Origin of the sequence: Pseudomonas sp. YuFO8, assembly GCF_035065025.1 — a bacterium.
In the GTDB taxonomy this organism is placed as follows: Bacteria; Pseudomonadota; Gammaproteobacteria; order Pseudomonadales; family Pseudomonadaceae; genus Aquipseudomonas; species Aquipseudomonas putida_AE.
In genome coordinates this window covers 181,262-198,951 of sequence record NZ_JAXDEQ010000001.1, presented here as the reverse complement: position 1 = coordinate 198,951, position 17,690 = coordinate 181,262, and the positions used below count along the sequence as shown (strand labels likewise).

Genomic DNA, 17,690 nt, shown 5'->3' with positions numbered 1-17,690 from the left:
AACCGGCCGAAGCCGGTTTTTTTACCAACGCAGAATCAAGCGTTCTGCAGATTGTCCAGGTAACGCTCGGCATCCAGTGCCGCCATGCAACCGGCGCCAGCGGAGGTGATCGCCTGGCGGTAGACGTGGTCGGCCACGTCGCCGGCGGCGAAGATGCCTTCGAGGTTGGTCGCAGTGGCGTTGCCGTCACGGCCGCCGTGCACCACCAGGTAACCGTCTTTGAGCGTCAGCTGGCCTTCGAACAACGAAGTGTTCGGGGTGTGGCCGATGGCGATGAACACGCCGTCGACTTTGATCTCGTCGAAGCTGCCGTCGTTGTTCTTCAGGCGGGCACCGGTCACGCCCATGTTGTCGCCCAGGACTTCGTCCAGGTTCGCGTTCAACTTCAGGATGATCTTGCCTTCAGCCACGCGGGCATTGAGCTTGTCGATCAGGATCTTCTCGGCGCGGAAGGTTTCGCGACGGTGGATCAGGGTCACGGTGCTGGCGATGTTGGCCAGGTACAGTGCCTCTTCGACAGCGGTGTTGCCGCCACCGACCACGGCCACTGGCTTGTTGCGGTAGAAGAAACCGTCGCAGGTCGCGCAGGCCGAAACGCCTTTGCCCATGAATGCTTCTTCCGATGGCAGGCCCAGGTAACGAGCGCTGGCGCCGGTGGCGATGATCAGGGCGTCGCAGGTGTAGGTCGCGCTGTCGCCGGTCAGGGTGTACGGCTTGGCAGCGAAATCCACGGCATTGATGTGATCGAACACGATCTCGGTTTCAAAGCGCTCGGCGTGCTCGCGCATCCGCTCCATCAGCGCCGGGCCGGTCAGGCCATGGACGTCGCCCGGCCAGTTGTCGACTTCGGTGGTGGTGGTCAATTGACCGCCGGCCTGCATGCCGGTGATCAAGAGTGGCTTGAGGTTGGCACGGGCGGCATAGACGGCGGCGCTGTAACCGGCAGGGCCGGAACCGAGAATAATCACTCGCGAATGACGGACTTCAGACATGACCTGCTCCTGTTGACCGGCCCGGAATACCTGGCGCGGAACGCCGGATGACCGGCGGGAATAAAAAAGGACCATTGAAAGCACTTGGGGAAGGCTTGAACTCGACAGTCCTGTAAAAAGTTGGGTGCAGCGTATCGAGGGGGCGAAGATTAAGGAAATACCGTTTAACAATCCAGCTCATAGGTGGTCTCTATCCCTACTGAGTGATGATCGGGACGCCTTTGTTACAGTTAATGTCGATGTCGCTGTCGCGCTTTCGCCGGTCAGGCAAAGCCGGTAAGGTCGGCGCGTTTTCCTTTGTTCGGAGCACCCTATGCCCGCCCCTGTACTGTCCGGCCCGCAATACCTGCGTGAAGGCCTGAAACTGGTGCTCAGCCCCAGCCTGCGCCTTTTTGTATTACTGCCACTGGTGATCAACCTGGTGCTGTTCGTCGGATTGATCTATCTGGCCGGCCATCAGTTCAGCCTGTGGGTCGATACGCTGATGCCATCCCTGCCCGACTGGCTAAGCTTCCTCAACTATGTGCTGTGGCCGTTGTTCGTGGTGCTGGTGGTGTTGATGGTGTTCTTCACCTTCACCATGCTCGCCAACGTTATCGCCGCGCCGTTCAACGGCTTCCTGGCGGAAAAGGTCGAAGTGGTGGTGCGCGGCACGGACGACTTCCCGGCCTTCAGCTGGGGCGAGCTGATCGCCATGATCCCGCGCACCCTGGCCCGGGAAATGCGCAAGCTCGGTTACTTCCTGCCTCGGGCGCTGGGGCTGTTCATCCTGTCGTTCATCCCGGTGGTGAACATCATTGCGGCGCCGCTGTGGCTGCTGTTCGGGGTGTGGATGATGGCGATCCAGTACATCGACTACCCGGCGGACAACCACAAGCTCGGCTGGAACGAGATGCTCGCCTGGCTGCGCCAGAAGCGCTGGCAAAGCATGAGCTTTGGCGGGATCGTCTACCTGGTGCTGCTGATTCCGGTGGTGAATATCCTGATGATGCCGGCGGCCGTGGCCGGCGCGACCTTGTTCTGGGTGCGTGAGCGTGGGGCGGAGAATCTGGTGACCCAGCGCTGAGTCGGTCACAAATCCATCATCCTGTCGTCACAACGCCGACATGGCCTCAGGCCACACTGAGGTCATGACGACAGCTCTGCATATCACCCTGATCACCGAAACCTTCCCCCCGGAAATCAATGGCGTGGCCAACACCCTTGGGCGCCTGTGCGACGGTTTGCGCGCGCGTGGGCATCAGGTGGAACTGGTGCGACCTCGCCAGGGTTGCGATCAATCGGCGAGCAGCGACGATGAGTTGCTGCTGTGCCGAGGCTGGCCACTTCCGGGCTATCCCGGGCTGCAATGGGGGCAGTCGTCGATGCACAAGCTGCTGCGGCGCTGGAAGCGCCATCGCCCGGATGTGCTGTATATCGCCACCGAAGGACCGCTCGGCCTGTCGGCCTTGCGCGCCGCACGACGCCTGGGCATCTCGGTGGTCAGCGGCTTTCACACCAACTTCCAGCAGTACTCCAGCCAGTACGGCTTCAGCTTGCTGTCTCGCCTGCTGACCCACTATTTGCGCTGGTTCCACAATCGCTCGAACCTGACGCTGGTGCCCAGTGTCAGCCAGCGCATGGAGCTGGAACGTCGACATTTCGAGCGCCTGGCGTTGCTGTCCCGCGGGGTCGACAGCCAGTTGTTTCACCCGGCCAAACGCTTGAATGCGCTGCGAGATCAATGGGGGCTGGGGGAAAAAGACATCGCCGTCATCCATGTAGGACGGTTGGCTGCGGAGAAAAACCTCGGGTTGCTCAAACGCTGTTTCGACACGCTCAAGGCTACTTATCCACAGCGCACCTTGAAGCTGATTGTGGTGGGCGATGGCCCGCAGCGTCTGCAGATGGAAAGCGAATTACCGGAAGCGATTTTCTGTGGGGCACAACGAGGCGAAGCCCTGGCCAGTCATTATGCGTCGGGGGATGTGTTTGTGTTTCCGAGCCTGACCGAAACCTTCGGCAATGTAGTGCTTGAGGCGCTGGCCTCGGGGCTGGGGGTGGTGGCTTACGACCAGGCAGCAGCGGCGCAGCATATTCGCCATGGCTACAACGGTGTGCTGGCGATGCCGGGGGATGAGGAGGCGTTTTGCGATGCCGCGGTGTGGTTGCTGGAGAAGCGCGAAAACTTGCGTTGTCTGCGGCTCAATGCGCGCCAGCATGCGAGTCGCCAGGGTTGGGCGGCGATCATTGAACAGTTTGAGGGGCAGTTGCGAGGGGCTTGTGTTGGGGAGGTGGTGGTGCCGAATGCACCGACCTTGCCCTGAGCCTAGGGTGACATTGGGTCAGTCATCGCCAGCAGGCTGGCTCCCACAGGTTCTGTGTACACCACAGAAACCATGTGGGAGCCAGCCTGCTGGCGATGGGGCCCTTACGGACTCGACTTAAACCAGCGTCATCAACGCTTCACGGCTGAACGGCAGGATGTCTTCCTCACGACCGTCACGCACTTTCTGTGCCCAGTCCGGGTCCACCAACAGCGCACGCCCCACCGCCACCAGATCGAACTCGTCGTTATTCAGACGCTCCAGCAGTTTTTCCAGGCTGGCCGGCTGCGCCACCTTGTCGGTGTTGACCATGAACTGCAGGAACTCGCCATCCAGGCCAACGCTGCCCACGGTGATGGTCGGCTTGCCGGTGAGTTTGCGCGTCCAGCCTGCCAGGTTCAGTTCGGAACCGTCGAACTCCGGCTCCCAGAAACGGCGTGTCGAGCAGTGGAAAATATCCACGCCAGCGTCGGCCAAGGGCTTGAGGAAATCGCCCAAGGCCTCTGGCGTCTGCACCAGGCGCGCGGTGTAGTCCTGCTGCTTCCACTGGGAGAAGCGGAAGATGATCGGGAAGCCTTCGCCAACCGCGGCACGTACCGCCTGGATCAATTCGATGGCGAAACGCGAGCGGTTGGCCAGGCTGCCGCCGTATTCGTCGGAGCGCTGGTTGCTGCCTTCCCAGAAGAACTGGTCGACCAGGTAACCGTGGGCACCGTGGATTTCCACGCCATCCATGCCAATGCTCTGGGCATCCTTCGCCGCTTGGGCGAACGCGGCAATCACGTCCTGAATGTCCTGCTTGGTCATGCCGTGAACCACGACCTGGCCGTCCTTCACTTTTTCCGATGGACCGTAACCTGGCACGCTGGCGTCCGGCTCGGTGCCGATGCGACGCACGCTGCCGACATGCCACAGTTGCGGAACGATCTTGCCGCCCTCGGCGTGAACCGCATCGACGACTTTCTTCCAGCCGGCCAGGGCCGCTTCACCGTAGAAATGCGGAACGTTCGGGTAGCCGTTCGAAGCCTTATGCCCGACTGTGGTGCCTTCGGTGATGATCAAGCCCACGCCGGCGGCGGCGCGACGACGGTAGTACTCGATCACTTTGGAATTGGGTACGCCGCCCGGCGAAAACGAACGGGTCATCGGCGCCATGACCACACGGGTCGGCAGTTCGAGGGTGCCGAGGTGGAACGGTTTGAACAGGGCTTTAACGGGCATTTGGACGCTCCACGGAAGAATGACTTTATGACGGCGATAATATGGAGAGTCCGACGCCTTGAACAGCATTATTGATCAGCGTGATTAAGGGTCAGAAGGAGGGAACACTGTAGGAGCGAGCTTGCTCGCGATGAACCTGAGAACGCTGCGGGGTGTCAGGCTGGCAGCGTTATCGTTAACGACCATCGCGAGCAAGCTCGCTCCTACAGGGGGGGTATCAGGCCAGGGCTTTTTCGATCGCCTGAACCACACTCGGATCATCCGGCGCCGTACGTGGCGAGAACCGCGCCAGCACACGACCGTCTTTACCCAGCAGGAATTTCTCGAAGTTCCAGGTAATGTCGCCGGGGAACTCCGCGCCCTCGCCCGCCAGCAGCTTGTACAGCTGATGACGCTCGTGACCGTTGACTTCCAGCTTGCTGGACAACGGAAAGGTCACGCCATAGTTGAGGTTGCAGAAGTCCTTTATTTCCTGCTCGGTACCTGGTTCCTGCCCGGCAAACTGGTTGCACGGCAGGCCCAGCACGCTGAAACCCTTGCCTTTGTATTGCTGGTAGAGGTTTTCCAGCGCCGCGTACTGCGGGGTCAAGCCGCATTTGGAGGCCACGTTGACCACCAGCACGACGTGCCCCTTGAAAGGGGCCAGAGGGAGCGCCTGACCATCCAGGGCTGTCAAATTAAGTTCGTGAAAAGCACTCATGACGTACTCCAGATTCCCGTGTTCTTCTCGAAACAGCCACTTGGTGGTGTCGCCTGGAACAGCCGCAGACTAAAAAGGCGCCCTCGGGGCGCCTCTCCAGCTATCTGAGCTTAGCGCAGAAATCAGTGGTGATGGCCACCTTCGCCATGGACGTGACCATGGGCGATTTCTTCCTGGCTGGCATCACGGATGTTGATGATCTTGACCTGGAAGTTCAGGCGCTGACCAGCCAACGGGTGGTTGCCGTCTACGGTGACGTCGTCGCCGTCCAGATCGCGGATGGTCACGATCTGCATCTGGCCATCCGGAGCGGAAGCGTGGAACTGCATGCCCACTTCCAGCTCATCAACGCCTTCGAACATGCTGCGGCTCAGGGTGCTGACCAGTTCGGCAGCGTACTCGCCGTAGGCATCTTCCGGTTCAACGGCCACGGTCAGCTCGTCGCCGACTGCTTTGCCTTCCAGGGCTTTTTCCAGGCCCGGGATGATGTTGCCTGCGCCTTGCAGGTAGACCAGCGGCGCGCCGCCGGCTGAGCTGTCGATGACCTCACCAGCGTCGTTGGTCAGGGTATAGTCGATGGAGACAGCCTTATTGGCGGCGATCAGCATGGGGCGAGACCTTTTGCATAAGAATATTGAAAGACCCAGTTTAGCGAAGCAATCGCCCGAAAGCGAACACAACCCGGACAGACGGGATTCGACGATCACGGGCTTTCATCAGGATGAAGACGGCCACTGGGTGGTCGAGCTTTCCTGCGGCCACACCCAGCACCTGCGGCACCAGCCACCCTGGCAATCCCGGGCCTGGGTCCTGGACCCTGCGCAACGCCTTGAAAAAATAGGCCAGCGCTTTGACTGCGGTTGGTGCGCACAGGGCTCGGTTAGCGATAACCTTGGCGACTGAATTTCGGTAGATCGTCAGATATAGATGATCACCACTGCCATGCACCTCTAGAGAATCCGCATGCAAACTTTTTTTATCGCACCCACCGATTTTGGCGTGGGCCTGACCTCCATCAGCCTCGGGCTGGTACGCACCCTCGAGCGGGCCGGCCTCAAGGTCGGCTTTTTCAAGCCGATTGCCCAGCCCCATCCGGGCGACACCGGACCCGAGCGCTCCACCGAACTGGTGGCGCGCACCCACGGCCTGAAGCCGCCGCAACCCTTGGGCCTGGCCCATGTCGAGCGCATGCTTGGCGATGGCCAGCTCGATGAGCTGCTCGAAGAAATCATCACCCTTTATCAGCAGGCCGCCATCGGAAAGGACGTGTTGATCGTCGAGGGCATGGTCCCGACCCGCAGCGCCAGCTATGCCGCGCGGGTCAACCTGCACCTGGCCAAGAGCCTCGATGCCGAAGTGATCCTGGTTTCGGCACCGGAAAACGAAGTACTGACCGAACTGTCCGGTCGCGTCGAACTGCAGGCGCAATTGTTCGGCGGCCCCAAGGACCCGAAAGTCCTCGGCGTGATCCTCAACAAGGTCAAGACCGACGAAAGCATGGAAGCCTTCGCCGCACGCCTGAACGAACACTCGCCGCTGTTGCGCAGTGGCGACTTCCGTCTGCTTGGTTGCATCCCGTACCAGCCGGAGCTGAATGCGCCGCGCACGCGAGACGTGGCGGACCTGATGGGCGCCCAGGTGCTCAACGCCGGCGATTACGAAACCCGGCGCATGACCAAGATCATCATTTGCGCGCGCACCATGCGCAACACCGTGGAGCTGCTCAAGCCCGGCGTACTGGTGGTGACCCCCGGCGATCGTGACGACATCATCCTCGCCGTGAGCCTTGCGGCCATGAATGGCGTGCCCCTGGCCGGCCTGTTGCTGACCAGTGACACCCTGCCCGACCCTCGCATCATGGACTTGTGCCGTGGCGCCCTGCAGGCGGGCTTGCCGGTGTTGTCGGTGAGCACCGGGTCCTACGACACCGCCAACCAGCTCAATGGCCTGAACAAGGAAATCCCGATCGACGACCGCGAGCGCGCGGAGATCATCACCGATTTCGTCGCCAGCCACCTCGACGCCAACTGGCTGCACCAGCGCTGTGGCACGCCACGGGAGATGCGCCTGTCCCCAGCAGTGTTCCGTTACCAGTTGATCCAGCGCGCCCAGTCCGCCAACAAGCGCATCGTCCTGCCGGAAGGCAGCGAACCGCTGACCGTCCAGGCCGCCGCCATCTGCCAGGCCCGTGGCATTGCCCGGTGCGTGCTGCTGGCCAAACCGGCAGATGTGGAAGCCGTGGCCCGCGCCCAAGGCATCGAGCTGCCGCCAGGCCTGGAAATCCTCGACCCGGACCTGATCCGCGAGCGCTACATCGAGCCGATGGTGGCCCTGCGCAAAACCAAAAGCCTCAACGCACCGATGGCCGAGCAGCAGCTGGAAGACACCGTGGTGATCGGCACCATGATGCTGGCGCTCGATGAAGTGGACGGCCTGGTGTCCGGGGTCATTCACTCCACCGCCAATACCATTCGCCCGGCCCTGCAGCTGATCAAGACCGCGCCGGGCTGCACCCTGGTGTCGTCGGTGTTCTTCATGCTGTTTCCCGAAGAAGTGCTGGTCTACGGCGACTGCGTGATGAACCCGCACCCGAGCGCCAGCGAACTGGCCGAGATTGCCCTGCAAAGCGCCGACTCGGCGGCCGCGTTCGGCATCACCCCGCGGGTGGCGATGATCAGCTATTCCAGCGGTGAGTCGGCCAGCGGCGAGGAAGTCGAGAAGGTCCGCGAAGCGACATTGCTCGCCCATGAGCAGCAACACTCGCTGCTGATCGACGGTCCGTTGCAGTATGACGCCGCCGCCAACGAAACCGTGGCCCGGCAACTGGCGCCGAACAGCCAGGTGGCCGGTCGCGCCACGGTGTTCGTGTTCCCCGACCTGAACACCGGCAACACCACGCACAAAGCCGTGCAGCGCAGCGCCGACTGCGTCAGCCTCGGGCCGATGCTGCAAGGCCTGCGCAAACCGGTGAACGATTTGCCGCGCGGCGCGCAGGTCGACGACATCGTCTACACCATCGCCCTGACGGCGATTCAAGCTGCCAACCGACCTATGGATGTGTAAATGCTGGATTTCCTGCCCGCGTTCTTACGCGGAGTAATCGCCGCGCTGCTGTTGGCGTTGAACACGATTTTGCTGTGCTCGTTCCTGTTCTGTGTGGCGCTGTTCAAGGTGTTGCCGTTCGCGCTCACCCAACGCATTGCCCAATGGCTGATGAGCCATACCCATGAGGCCTGGATCAGCGTCAACAAGGGCTGGATGAACCTGGTCCGGCGCACCCGCTGGCACGTCAGCGGCCTGCAGGGCCTCGACTATCAGCACTCGTACCTGGTCACCAGCAACCACCAGAGCTGGGTCGACATCCTGGTGCTGCAATACGTGCTCAATCGGCGTATCCAGCCGCTGAAGTTCTTTCTCAAGCAAGAGCTGATCTGGGTACCGGTGATTGGCCTGGCGTGGTGGGCGCTGGGCTTTCCGTTCATGAAGCGTTACTCCAAGGCCTATCTGGAAAAGCACCCTGAGAAGAAAGGCAAGGACCTGGAAACCACGCGCAAGACCTGCGCGAAATTTCGTGACAACTCGGTGGGCATCTTCAATTTCGTCGAGGGCACGCGCTTCACCGAAGGCAAGCATGCCCAGCAGAAATCGCCGTTCCGTTATTTGCTCAAACCCAAGGCTGGTGGCATTGCGTTCGTGCTGGACGCCATGGGTGAGCAACTGGAATCCATCGTCAACGTGACCATCCACTACCCGGCCGGGCGTCCCGGTTTTTGGGATTTGTTGTGCGGGAATGTGACGGATGTGGTGGTGCACTTTGAGGAGCTGAAGATTCCGCCGCAGTTCATTGGCAAGAACTATGACCAGGATGGTGAGTATCGATTGCAGTTCCAAGGCTGGATCAACCAGTTGTGGGAAGACAAGGATGTGCTGCTGGGGCAGATGCACCACGAATATCCGAACCGACACTGATCTCCTGTGGGAGCTAGCCTGCTGGCGATAGCGGTTTCACATTCAGCAGATCTGTTGACTGATTCACCGTAATCGCCAGCAGGCTAGCTCCCACAGTTGACCGAGTAGGTCTCAATAAAAAACCCGCCGATGATCACTCATCGGCGGGTTTTTCATTTCTGGCTAAGGCTTAGATCGCGCCGCGTTTACGCAGCAGATCCAGCACTTGCTTCACGCCCTCTTCCAGCGACACGGACTGGGTGTCGATCACCAGGTCGGCATCCAGCGGCACGTCGTACGGGAAGGATTCGCCCGGGATGTTATCCCCGGCCGCCGCGTACAGGCCTTGCGGGTCACGCTCGGCGCAGACCGTCGGCGAAGCCTGGACGTAGACCGTCAGCAGACGTTCCTTGCCGATCAGTTCCCGCGCCTGTTCACGACCTTCGGCACTCGGTGCAACGAACGCCGCCAGGGTCAGCAGGCCGGCTTCGTTGAACTGACGCGCCACGTGCGCGGCACGACGCCAGTTCTCGGTGCGCCCGGCACGATCCTGTGGCAGACCTTTGTTCAGGTCGTGACGCAGGTTCTGGCCATCGAGCACGAACACCGCACGACCCAGGTCGAACAGCTTGCGCTCAACCGCATAGGCCAGGGTGCTCTTGCCAGCGCCCGACAAGCCGCTGAACAACACGGTGGCCGGTTGCTGGCCGAAGCGCTGGGCGCGTTCTTCGGTGGCAACGTGGGCCAGTTTGCCGTGGTGGGTGCTGGTGCCATGGGCCAACGGCTGGGCGACGATCATGCCGGCGCCGACGGTGCCGTTGGTCAGGCGGTCGATGATGATGAACGCGCCGGTGGTGCGGTTGCTGTCGTAACCGTCGAGGGCAATCGGCGCGTCGAGCGCGATCTTGACCTTGCCGATTTCGTTCAGCTGTAACGCGCTGGCCGGGCCTTCTTCCAGGGTGTTGACGTCGACCTTGTTGACGATGCTGGCGATGGAGCCCGGCACGTAGCTGGTGGCGCGCTTGATGTCGTATTTCTTGCCCGGCAGCATCGGCTCTTCGGCCATCCATACGAGCATGGCTTCGAAGCTGTCGGTCACCGGCGGCACGTTGTCGGCGTGAACCAACAGGTCGCCACGGGAGATGTCGATTTCGTCTTCCATGGTCAGGGTGACTGCCTGACCTGGACCTGCGTGTTCCAGCTCACCTTCGAAGGTGACGATGGATTTCACGCGGCTGCTCTTGCCCGACGGCAGCACCACGACTTCGTCGCCTTTCTTGACGATGCCGCTGGCCAGGGTGCCGGCGAAACCGCGGAAGTTCAGGTTCGGACGGTTGACGTACTGCACCGGGAAACGCAGGTCGGTGAAGTTGCGGTCGCCCGCCACTTCCACGGTCTCGAGGATTTCCATCAGCGACTGGCCGGTGTACCACGGCGAGCGCTCGGACTTGTTCACCACGTTGTCGCCCTTCAAGGCGGACATCGGCACGAAGTGCATGCTGGTCGGCTTGAGCTTAAGGCCTTCGGCGAACTGCAGGTAGTCGGCCTTGATCGACTCGAACACGCCCTGGTCGAAGTCCTTGAGGTCCATCTTGTTGATGGCGACGACGATGTGCTTGATGCCCAGCAACGAGGCGATGAAGCTGTGGCGGCGGGTCTGGGTCTGCACGCCGTAGCGGGCATCGACCAGGATGATCGCCAGGTCACAGGTGGAGGCACCGGTGGCCATGTTGCGGGTGTACTGCTCATGGCCGGGGGTGTCGGCGATGATGAATTTGCGCTTGGCGGTGGAGAAGTAGCGGTATGCGACATCAATGGTGATGCCTTGCTCGCGCTCGGCCTGCAGGCCATCGACCAGCAGCGCCAGGTCGATGTCTTCACCGGTGGTGCCGACTTTTTTCGAGTCGCGGGTAATCGCTTCCAGGTGATCTTCGTAGATCATCTTGGAGTCGTGCAGCAGGCGCCCGATCAGGGTGCTCTTGCCGTCGTCGACGTTACCGCAGGTCAAAAAGCGCAGCAGCTCTTTACGTTCGTGCTGGCCCAGGTAAGCGAGGATGTCCTCGCTGATCAAATCAGATGCGTGCGACATGACAACCCCTTAGAAATAACCCTGACGTTTTTTGTCTTCCATGGAGCCTGCGCCATCGTGGTCGATGACACGGCCCTGGCGCTCGGAAGTTCGCGTCAGGAGCATTTCCTGAATGATGTCCGTGAGGCTTTCGGCCTCGGACTCCACCGCGCCCGTCAACGGGTAGCAACCTAGGGTACGGAAACGCACTTTCTTTTTGACGATGCGGGCTTTGTCTTCATCGCTCAGGTGTTCGAGGATGCGCTCGTCGTCGATCATGATCAGGGTGCCGTTCTTCTCGATGACTTCACGCTCGGCGGCGAAGTACAGCGGGACGATCGGGATGCCTTCCAGGTAGATGTACTGCCAGATGTCCAGCTCGGTCCAGTTCGACAACGGGAATACGCGGATGGATTCACCCTTGTTAACCTTGCCGTTGTAGACGTTCCAAAGCTCCGGACGCTGGTTCTTCGGGTCCCAGCGGTGCTTGCTGTCGCGGAACGAGTACACGCGCTCCTTGGCACGGGATTTCTCTTCATCGCGACGGGCACCACCGAAGGCGGCGTCGAAACCATGCTTGTCCAGTGCCTGCTTCAGGCCCTCGGTCTTCATGATGTCGGTGTGCTTGGCGCTGCCGTGGGTGAACGGGTTGATGTTCTGCGCCACGCCATCCGGGTTGACGTGGGTGATCAGGTCCAGGCCCAGCTCGGCAACCATCTTGTCGCGGAAAGCGTACATCTCCTGGAATTTCCAGCGAGTGTCGACGTGCATCACCGGGAACGGCAGCTTGCCTGGGAAGAAGGCCTTGCGTGCCAGGTGCAGCATCACGGCGGAGTCTTTACCGATGGAGTACAGCATCACCGGGTTATCGAACTCGGCGGCCACCTCGCGGATGATGTGGATGCTTTCCGCCTCCAGCTGTTTCAGATGCGTCAGTTTGTCGACCATGGCTACTCACGAAATCTTTCTTATGAACGGCCAGCGGGCCGTGTTCGAGCGGGGAATCCTAGCACAGCGCCCCCTTCTAATGAGGACGCCAACTAGATCGAAAGAGCATATGAATATGCCCGCCCGTTTGGGCGCCGCGGACCTTTGTGGGAGCGGGCTTGCTCGCTCCCACATTTAGATCGGGTTGGGGCAATCGATGAAGATGTGCTCCAGGGCGAACCGTCGGGCCAGATAGTCACCCAGCGCCTGCACGCCATACCGCTCGGTGGCATGGTGACCGGCGGCGATGAAGCTGATGTCGTTCTCACGGGCACTGTGGAAGGTCTGCTCGGACGCTTCCCCGCTCAGGTACAGATCGACACCCGCCAGCACCGCCTGATCGATGTAGCCCTGACCGCCACCGGTGCACCAGCCGACCCGGCGTATCATGTTGCCGCCTTCGATCAGCAAAGGTTCGCGGCCCATCACCTCGCGCACGCGGCGGGCGAAGTCCCGGGGCGTCACGGGTTCGTTCAACGAACCGACCAGGCCGACGATCTTCAAATTGTCCGGGTCCAGCGGACCTTCGACAGTGATGTCCAGCTGCCGCGCCAACTGCACGTTGTTGCCAACGTCAGGGTGCAGGTCCAGCGGCAGGTGATAGGACAGCAGGCTGATATCGTGCTTGAGCAGCGTCTTCAGGCGGCGCTGCTTCATGCCGGTGATGCACGGGTTTTCGCCTTTCCAGAAGTAGCCGTGATGCACCAGCACCAGGTCGGCGTTGGCCTCCACCGCAGCATCGAGCAAGGCCTGGCTGGCGGTGACGCCGCTGACGATGCGCATCACCTGCGGCCGGCCCTCGACCTGCAGGCCGTTGGGGCAGTAATCGGCAATTTTCGAACTGCCGAGGTAACGGTCGGCTTCTTCGACCAGGGTGCTCAGGGCGACGGCCATAAAAGACTCCTAAATATCCCGTTCAGAGGCACGCGCGGCCTCGTATAATGCGCGTCATTATGAGCGGTCTCATACCGCCTGCAACTCTCTCAGGACGTGCTTAATGCTCAAGGCGCTGCGTTTTTCCGGCTGGCCGCTGTTGGCCGGCGTGCTTGTCGCTCTGTTAATCATCCAGCGTTACCCGCAGTGGGTCGGGCTTCCAAGCCTCGACGTCAACCTGCAACAAGCCCCGCAAACCACCAGTATGCAGCAAGGCCCAGTGTCCTATGCCGACGCGGTGACCACCGCCGCGCCGTCGGTGGTGAACCTGTACACCACCAAAGTCATCAACAAACCCAATCACCCGCTGTTCGAGGATCCGCAGTTTCGCCGTTTCTTCGGCGACAACTCGCCCAAGCAGAAACGCATGGAGTCGAGCCTCGGTTCCGGCGTGATCATGAGCCCGCAAGGCTACATCCTCACCAACAACCACGTGACCAGCGGTGCCGATCAGATCGTGGTGGCGCTCAAGGACGGTCGTGAAACCCTGGCACGGGTGATCGGCAGCGATCCGGAAACCGACCTGGCGGTCCTCAAGATCGACCTGAAGAACCTGCCGTCGATCACCGTCGGCCGCTCCGACAACATCCGCATCGGCGACGTGACCCTGGCCATCGGCAACCCGTTCGGCGTCGGCCAGACCGTGACCATGGGCATCATCAGCGCCACCGGGCGCAATCAGCTGGGCCTGAACAACTACGAAGATTTCATCCAGACCGACGCCGCGATCAACCCCGGCAACTCCGGCGGTGCGCTGGTGGACGCCAGCGGCAACCTGACCGGCATCAACACGGCGATTTTCTCCAAGTCCGGCGGCTCCCAGGGCATCGGCTTCGCGATTCCAGTGAAACTGGCCATGGAAGTGATGAAGTCGATCATCGAACACGGCCAGGTGATTCGCGGCTGGCTCGGTATCGAAGTGCAACCGTTGTCCCAGGAACTGGCGGAGTCGTTTGGCCTGTCGGGGCGCCCGGGCATCGTGGTCGCGGGGATTTTCCGTGACGGTCCGGCGCAAAAGGCCGGCCTGCAATTGGGCGATGTGATCCTCAGCATCGACGGCGAGCCGGCTGGCGATGGCCGTCGCTCGATGAATCAGGTGGCGCGGATCAAGCCGACCGACAAGGTCGCGATCCAGGTGATGCGCAATGGCAAGGAACTGAAGCTAACGGCTGAGATTGGCTTGCGTCCGCCGCCTGCGCCGGTCAAAGAGAAAGAAGAAAACTAAGCCGTATACAAAAACCAATGTGGGAGCGGGCTTGCTCGCGAAGGTGTGTCAGTCGACACCCATGTCGCTGACACAGCTTCGCGAGCAAGCCCGCTCCCACAGGGTTTATAGGTCGCCGAGGCCGTCGATCAGCGCCTGATTCTGCTCAGGTGTACCGATCGAGATCCGCAGGAACTGGGCAATCCGCTCCTGCTTGAAGTGCCGGACAATCACGCCTTGCTCGCGCAGTTTGGCCGCCAGGCCTGCTGCATCGTGCTGGGGGTGACGGGCGAAAATGAAGTTCGCCGCCGATGGCAGTACTTCAAAGCCCTTCGCTTTCAACTGTGCAACGACCTTCTCGCGACTCTCGATCACCAGGCGGCAAGTCTTGTCGAAGTACTCACGATCCTCGAACGCCGCCGCGGCCCCGACATTCGCCATCCGATCCAGCGGATAGGAGTTGAAGCTGTTCTTGATCCGCTCCAGCGCCTCGATCAGGTCCGGATGCCCCACCGCCAAGCCGACCCGCAGACCGGCCAGCGAGCGCGACTTGGACAGGGTCTGGGTCACCAGCAGGTTCGGATAACGATCCACCAGGCTGATCGCCGTCTCGCCGCCGAAATCGATGTAGGCCTCATCGACCACTACCACCGAATCCGGGCTGGCCTTGAGGATCTGCTCGATGGCATCGAGTGCCAACAGGCAACCGGTCGGTGCGTTCGGGTTGGGGAAGATGATCCCGCCGTTCGGTTTGGCGTAGTCCGCCGGGTTGATCTGGAACTGCTCGTCCAGCGGCACTGCATCGAACTGGATGCCGTACAACCCGCAGTAAACCGGGTAGAAGCTGTAGCTGATGTCCGGGAACAGCAACGGCTGATCGTGCTGCAGCAAGCCGTGGAAGATGTGCGCCAGGACTTCGTCGGAACCGTTGCCGAGAAACACCTGGTTGCTCTGCACGCCGTAGTACTGGGCCACGGCATTTTTCAGCCGATCGCTGTTCGGGTCCGGGTACAGGCGCAGGTTGTCGTTCAGTTCAGTCTGCATCGCAGCCAGGGCTTTGGGCGATGGACCGTACGGGTTTTCATTGGTGTTGAGCTTCACCAGTTTCGCCAGTTTTGGCTGTTCGCCCGGTACGTACGGCACCAGGTTCTTGACGAACGGGCTCCAGAATTTACTCATCTCAGTTCCCCTGCTTGTCGTCGATGATGCGATATTCGGCACTGCGGGCGTGGGCGGTCAGCGACTCGCCACGGGCCAGCACGGAAGCGGTTTTGCCCAGGTCGGACGCGCCCTGCTCCGAGCAAAAAATGATCGACGAACGCTTCTGGAAGTCGTACACACCCAGCGGCGACGAGAATCGCGCCGTGCCGGAAGTCGGCAACACATGGTTCGGGCCTGCGCAGTAGTCGCCCAGCGCTTCGCTGGTGTGACGGCCCATGAAGATGGCACCGGCATGGCGAATCTGCGGCAGCCAGGCTTGTGGATCGGCGACCGACAGCTCCAGGTGCTCCGGCGCGATGCGATTGGCCACTTCGATGGCTTGCTCCATGTCGCGCACCTTGATCAGCGCACCACGGCCGTTGATCGAGGTTTCGATGATCTGGGCGCGTTCCATGGTCGGCATCAGCTTGGCGATGCTCGCGGCAACCTGGTCGAGGAACTCGGCATCCGGGCTGACCAGGATCGCCTGGGCGTCTTCGTCGTGCTCGGCCTGGGAGAACAGGTCCATGGCGATCCAGTCCGGATCGGTCTTGCCGTCACACACCACGAGGATCTCCGACGGACCGGCGATCATGTCGATACCGACCTGGCCGAATACGTGGCGCTTGGCAGTGGCAACGTAGATGTTGCCCGGGCCGACCACTTTATCGACCATCGGCACGCTTTCGGTACCGTAGGCCAACGCGGCCACCGCCTGGGCACCCCCGATGGTGAATACACGGTCGACACCGGCGATGCAGGCGGCAGCCAGCACAAGCTCGTTGATCTCACCGCGAGGGGTCGGCACCACCATGACCACTTCGGTCACGCCGGCAACCTTGGCCGGAATCGCGTTCATCAGCACCGATGACGGGTAGGACGCCTTGCCACCCGGCACGTACAGGCCGGCGCGATCCAGCGGCGTGACCTTCTGGCCCAGCACGGTGCCATCGGCCTCGGTGTAGCTCCAGGAGTCCTGCTTCTGCTTTTCGTGATAGCTGCGTACCCGGGCCGCGGCTTTTTCCAGGGCTTCGCGCTGGGGCACGGTAATGCGCGTCAGTGCCAGTTCCAGACGCTCTCGCGGCAGGATCAGGTCCGCCATGGACTTCACGTCCAGGCCGTCGAACTGACGGGTGAAGTCCACCAGCGCCGCGTCACCGCGCTCGCGCACGGCCTTGATGATGTCCAGCACTCGCTGATTGACCGAGTCGTCAGACACACTTTCCCAGCTCAGCAGATGATCCAGATGATGCGCGAAATCCGGGTCAGCAGCGTTGAGTCGGCGAATTGCAGTCGGTGCGGTCATAGCGAGAGCCTCATAGGATTGGCAAAAAACTCAGGCGCCCTAACTTAGCAGTCGTTTCCGCTTGGGCACCTGAGAATTCTGGCTATGAGGCGGATAGACGGGCGCGACTCAAGGCCGCGCAGGTGAATCAGCCGCGGTGTCGAGACTCCACTGCCTTGCGCAGGGTGTCGATCAACGCCTGGATACGGGCGTGCTGCATTTTCATCGAAGCCTTGTTGACGATCAGTCGGGAGCTGATGGCCGCGATGAAATCCTGTGGCTCCAGGCCGTTGGCCCGCAGCGTGTTACCGGTGTCGACCACGTCGATGATCTTGTCGGCCAGGCCGATCAGCGGCGCCAGCTCCATCGAGCCGTAGAGCTTGATGATGTCGACCTGACGGCCTTGTTCGGCGTAGTAACGCTTGGCAACGTTGACGAACTTGGTGGCGATACGCAGGCGGCCCTTGGGCTCGACTGCGCCGACCTTGCCGGCGGTCATCAACTTGCACTGGGCAATCTGCAGGTCCAGCGGCTCGTACAGGCCCTGGCCGCCGTATTCCATCAGCACGTCTTTACCGGCGACACCGAGGTCGGCGGCACCATGCTCGACATAAGTCGGCACGTCGGTGGCACGCACGATCAACAGGCGTACATCTTCCTGGGTCGTGGGGATGATCAGCTTGCGGCTCTTGTCCGGATTCTCGGTCGGCACGATGCCCGCTTCAGCCAGAAGCGGCAGGGTGTCGTCAAGGATGCGGCCCTTGGACAGTGCGATGGTCAACATGGGAAACGTCAGTCCTTATCAAGGTACTCATGCCCGGTCGCAAATGGCGCCGGACATACATC

At 61.3% G+C, this 17,690-nt stretch carries 16 protein-coding genes and 1 pseudogene; 6 read left to right on the top strand and 11 right to left on the bottom strand.

Annotated features, from left to right (window positions below; translation table 11 throughout):
• Positions 1 to 35: 35 nt before the first annotated feature.
• The gene (gene trxB / locus SOP95_RS00895; RefSeq protein WP_274073990.1) at positions 36 to 992 is read right to left on the bottom strand and encodes a thioredoxin-disulfide reductase; all 957 of its coding nucleotides are present in this window, start codon (positions 990 to 992) and stop codon (positions 36 to 38) included.
• A gap of 313 nt (positions 993 to 1,305) precedes the next feature.
• On the opposite strand from trxB, the gene cysZ reads away from it, so the two are divergent.
• Together cysZ and SOP95_RS00885 are read left to right on the top strand one after the other, a co-directional pair.
• Entirely contained in the window at positions 1,306 to 2,058 is a 753-nt protein-coding gene (cysZ, locus tag SOP95_RS00890; RefSeq protein WP_323605572.1) for a sulfate transporter CysZ, read from the top strand.
• 40 nt (positions 2,059 to 2,098) lie between these two features.
• Positions 2,099 to 3,298, top strand: coding sequence for a glycosyltransferase family 4 protein (locus SOP95_RS00885; protein ID WP_274073992.1), 1,200 nt, complete (start codon positions 2,099 to 2,101; stop codon positions 3,296 to 3,298).
• A gap of 117 nt (positions 3,299 to 3,415) precedes the next feature.
• Here the strand turns inward: SOP95_RS00885 and SOP95_RS00880 are convergent, their stop codons facing one another.
• The 4 genes and pseudogenes from SOP95_RS00880 to SOP95_RS00865 all read right to left on the bottom strand — a co-directional run bounded on the left by SOP95_RS00880 (position 3,416) and on the right by SOP95_RS00865 (position 5,827).
• Entirely contained in the window at positions 3,416 to 4,519 is a 1,104-nt protein-coding gene (locus tag SOP95_RS00880) for an NADH:flavin oxidoreductase (protein ID WP_274073993.1), read from the bottom strand.
• A 102-nt stretch (positions 4,520 to 4,621) separates the two neighbouring features.
• Positions 4,622 to 4,705, bottom strand: a pseudogene (locus tag SOP95_RS00875) (YqgE/AlgH family protein); the annotation flags it as partial.
• Positions 4,706 to 4,736: 31 nt separating this feature from the next.
• On the bottom strand, positions 4,737 to 5,219 hold the full coding sequence (locus SOP95_RS00870; RefSeq protein ID WP_274073994.1) for a glutathione peroxidase: 483 nt from the start codon (positions 5,217 to 5,219) through the stop codon (positions 4,737 to 4,739).
• 122 nt (positions 5,220 to 5,341) lie between these two features.
• Positions 5,342 to 5,827 carry an FKBP-type peptidyl-prolyl cis-trans isomerase gene (locus tag SOP95_RS00865; RefSeq protein WP_008054392.1) on the bottom strand — a complete coding sequence of 162 codons (486 nt, stop codon included), beginning with the start codon at positions 5,825 to 5,827 and terminating at the stop codon, positions 5,342 to 5,344.
• On the opposite strand from SOP95_RS00865, the gene SOP95_RS00860 reads away from it, so the two are divergent.
• Genes SOP95_RS00860 through SOP95_RS00850 form a run of 3 tightly spaced genes read left to right on the top strand, consistent with a single transcriptional unit; the run spans position 5,796 to position 9,188 of the window.
• Entirely contained in the window at positions 5,796 to 6,122 is a 327-nt protein-coding gene (locus SOP95_RS00860; protein ID WP_274073995.1) for a DUF3565 domain-containing protein, read from the top strand. The genes SOP95_RS00865 and SOP95_RS00860 overlap by 32 nt on opposite strands.
• A gap of 60 nt (positions 6,123 to 6,182) precedes the next feature.
• Positions 6,183 to 8,282 (top strand): phosphate acetyltransferase, encoded by a 2,100-nt coding sequence (gene pta, locus SOP95_RS00855; RefSeq protein WP_323605568.1) that lies wholly within the window; start codon positions 6,183 to 6,185, stop codon positions 8,280 to 8,282.
• Complete coding sequence (locus SOP95_RS00850) at positions 8,283 to 9,188, top strand: acyltransferase (RefSeq protein ID WP_323605566.1); 906 nt, start codon at positions 8,283 to 8,285, stop codon at positions 9,186 to 9,188.
• 169 nt (positions 9,189 to 9,357) lie between these two features.
• On the opposite strand, the gene cysN is transcribed toward SOP95_RS00850, so the two are convergent.
• From cysN to SOP95_RS00835, 3 genes are all read right to left on the bottom strand, one after another.
• Positions 9,358 to 11,256 carry a sulfate adenylyltransferase subunit CysN gene (cysN, locus tag SOP95_RS00845; protein WP_274073997.1) on the bottom strand — a complete coding sequence of 633 codons (1,899 nt, stop codon included), beginning with the start codon at positions 11,254 to 11,256 and terminating at the stop codon, positions 9,358 to 9,360.
• A 9-nt stretch (positions 11,257 to 11,265) separates the two neighbouring features.
• Entirely contained in the window at positions 11,266 to 12,183 is a 918-nt protein-coding gene (gene cysD, locus SOP95_RS00840) for a sulfate adenylyltransferase subunit CysD (RefSeq protein ID WP_007970286.1), read from the bottom strand.
• Positions 12,184 to 12,357: 174 nt separating this feature from the next.
• Entirely contained in the window at positions 12,358 to 13,116 is a 759-nt protein-coding gene (locus tag SOP95_RS00835) for a Nif3-like dinuclear metal center hexameric protein (RefSeq protein WP_274073998.1), read from the bottom strand.
• A 103-nt stretch (positions 13,117 to 13,219) separates the two neighbouring features.
• Here SOP95_RS00835 and algW point away from each other — a divergent pair, with 103 nt between their 5' ends.
• Entirely contained in the window at positions 13,220 to 14,380 is a 1,161-nt protein-coding gene (gene algW / locus SOP95_RS00830; protein ID WP_323605561.1) for a Do family serine endopeptidase AlgW, read from the top strand.
• Positions 14,381 to 14,485: 105 nt separating this feature from the next.
• Here algW and hisC read toward each other — a convergent pair whose 3' ends face one another.
• The 3 genes from hisC to hisG all read right to left on the bottom strand — a co-directional run bounded on the left by hisC (position 14,486) and on the right by hisG (position 17,628).
• Positions 14,486 to 15,538 (bottom strand): histidinol-phosphate transaminase, encoded by a 1,053-nt coding sequence (hisC, locus tag SOP95_RS00825; RefSeq protein WP_323605559.1) that lies wholly within the window; start codon positions 15,536 to 15,538, stop codon positions 14,486 to 14,488.
• Position 15,539: 1 nt separating this feature from the next.
• Positions 15,540 to 16,865 carry a histidinol dehydrogenase gene (gene hisD, locus SOP95_RS00820; protein WP_274074001.1) on the bottom strand — a complete coding sequence of 442 codons (1,326 nt, stop codon included), beginning with the start codon at positions 16,863 to 16,865 and terminating at the stop codon, positions 15,540 to 15,542.
• 127 nt (positions 16,866 to 16,992) lie between these two features.
• Positions 16,993 to 17,628 (bottom strand): ATP phosphoribosyltransferase, encoded by a 636-nt coding sequence (hisG, locus tag SOP95_RS00815; protein WP_008018703.1) that lies wholly within the window; start codon positions 17,626 to 17,628, stop codon positions 16,993 to 16,995.
• Positions 17,629 to 17,690 lie beyond the last annotated feature (62 nt).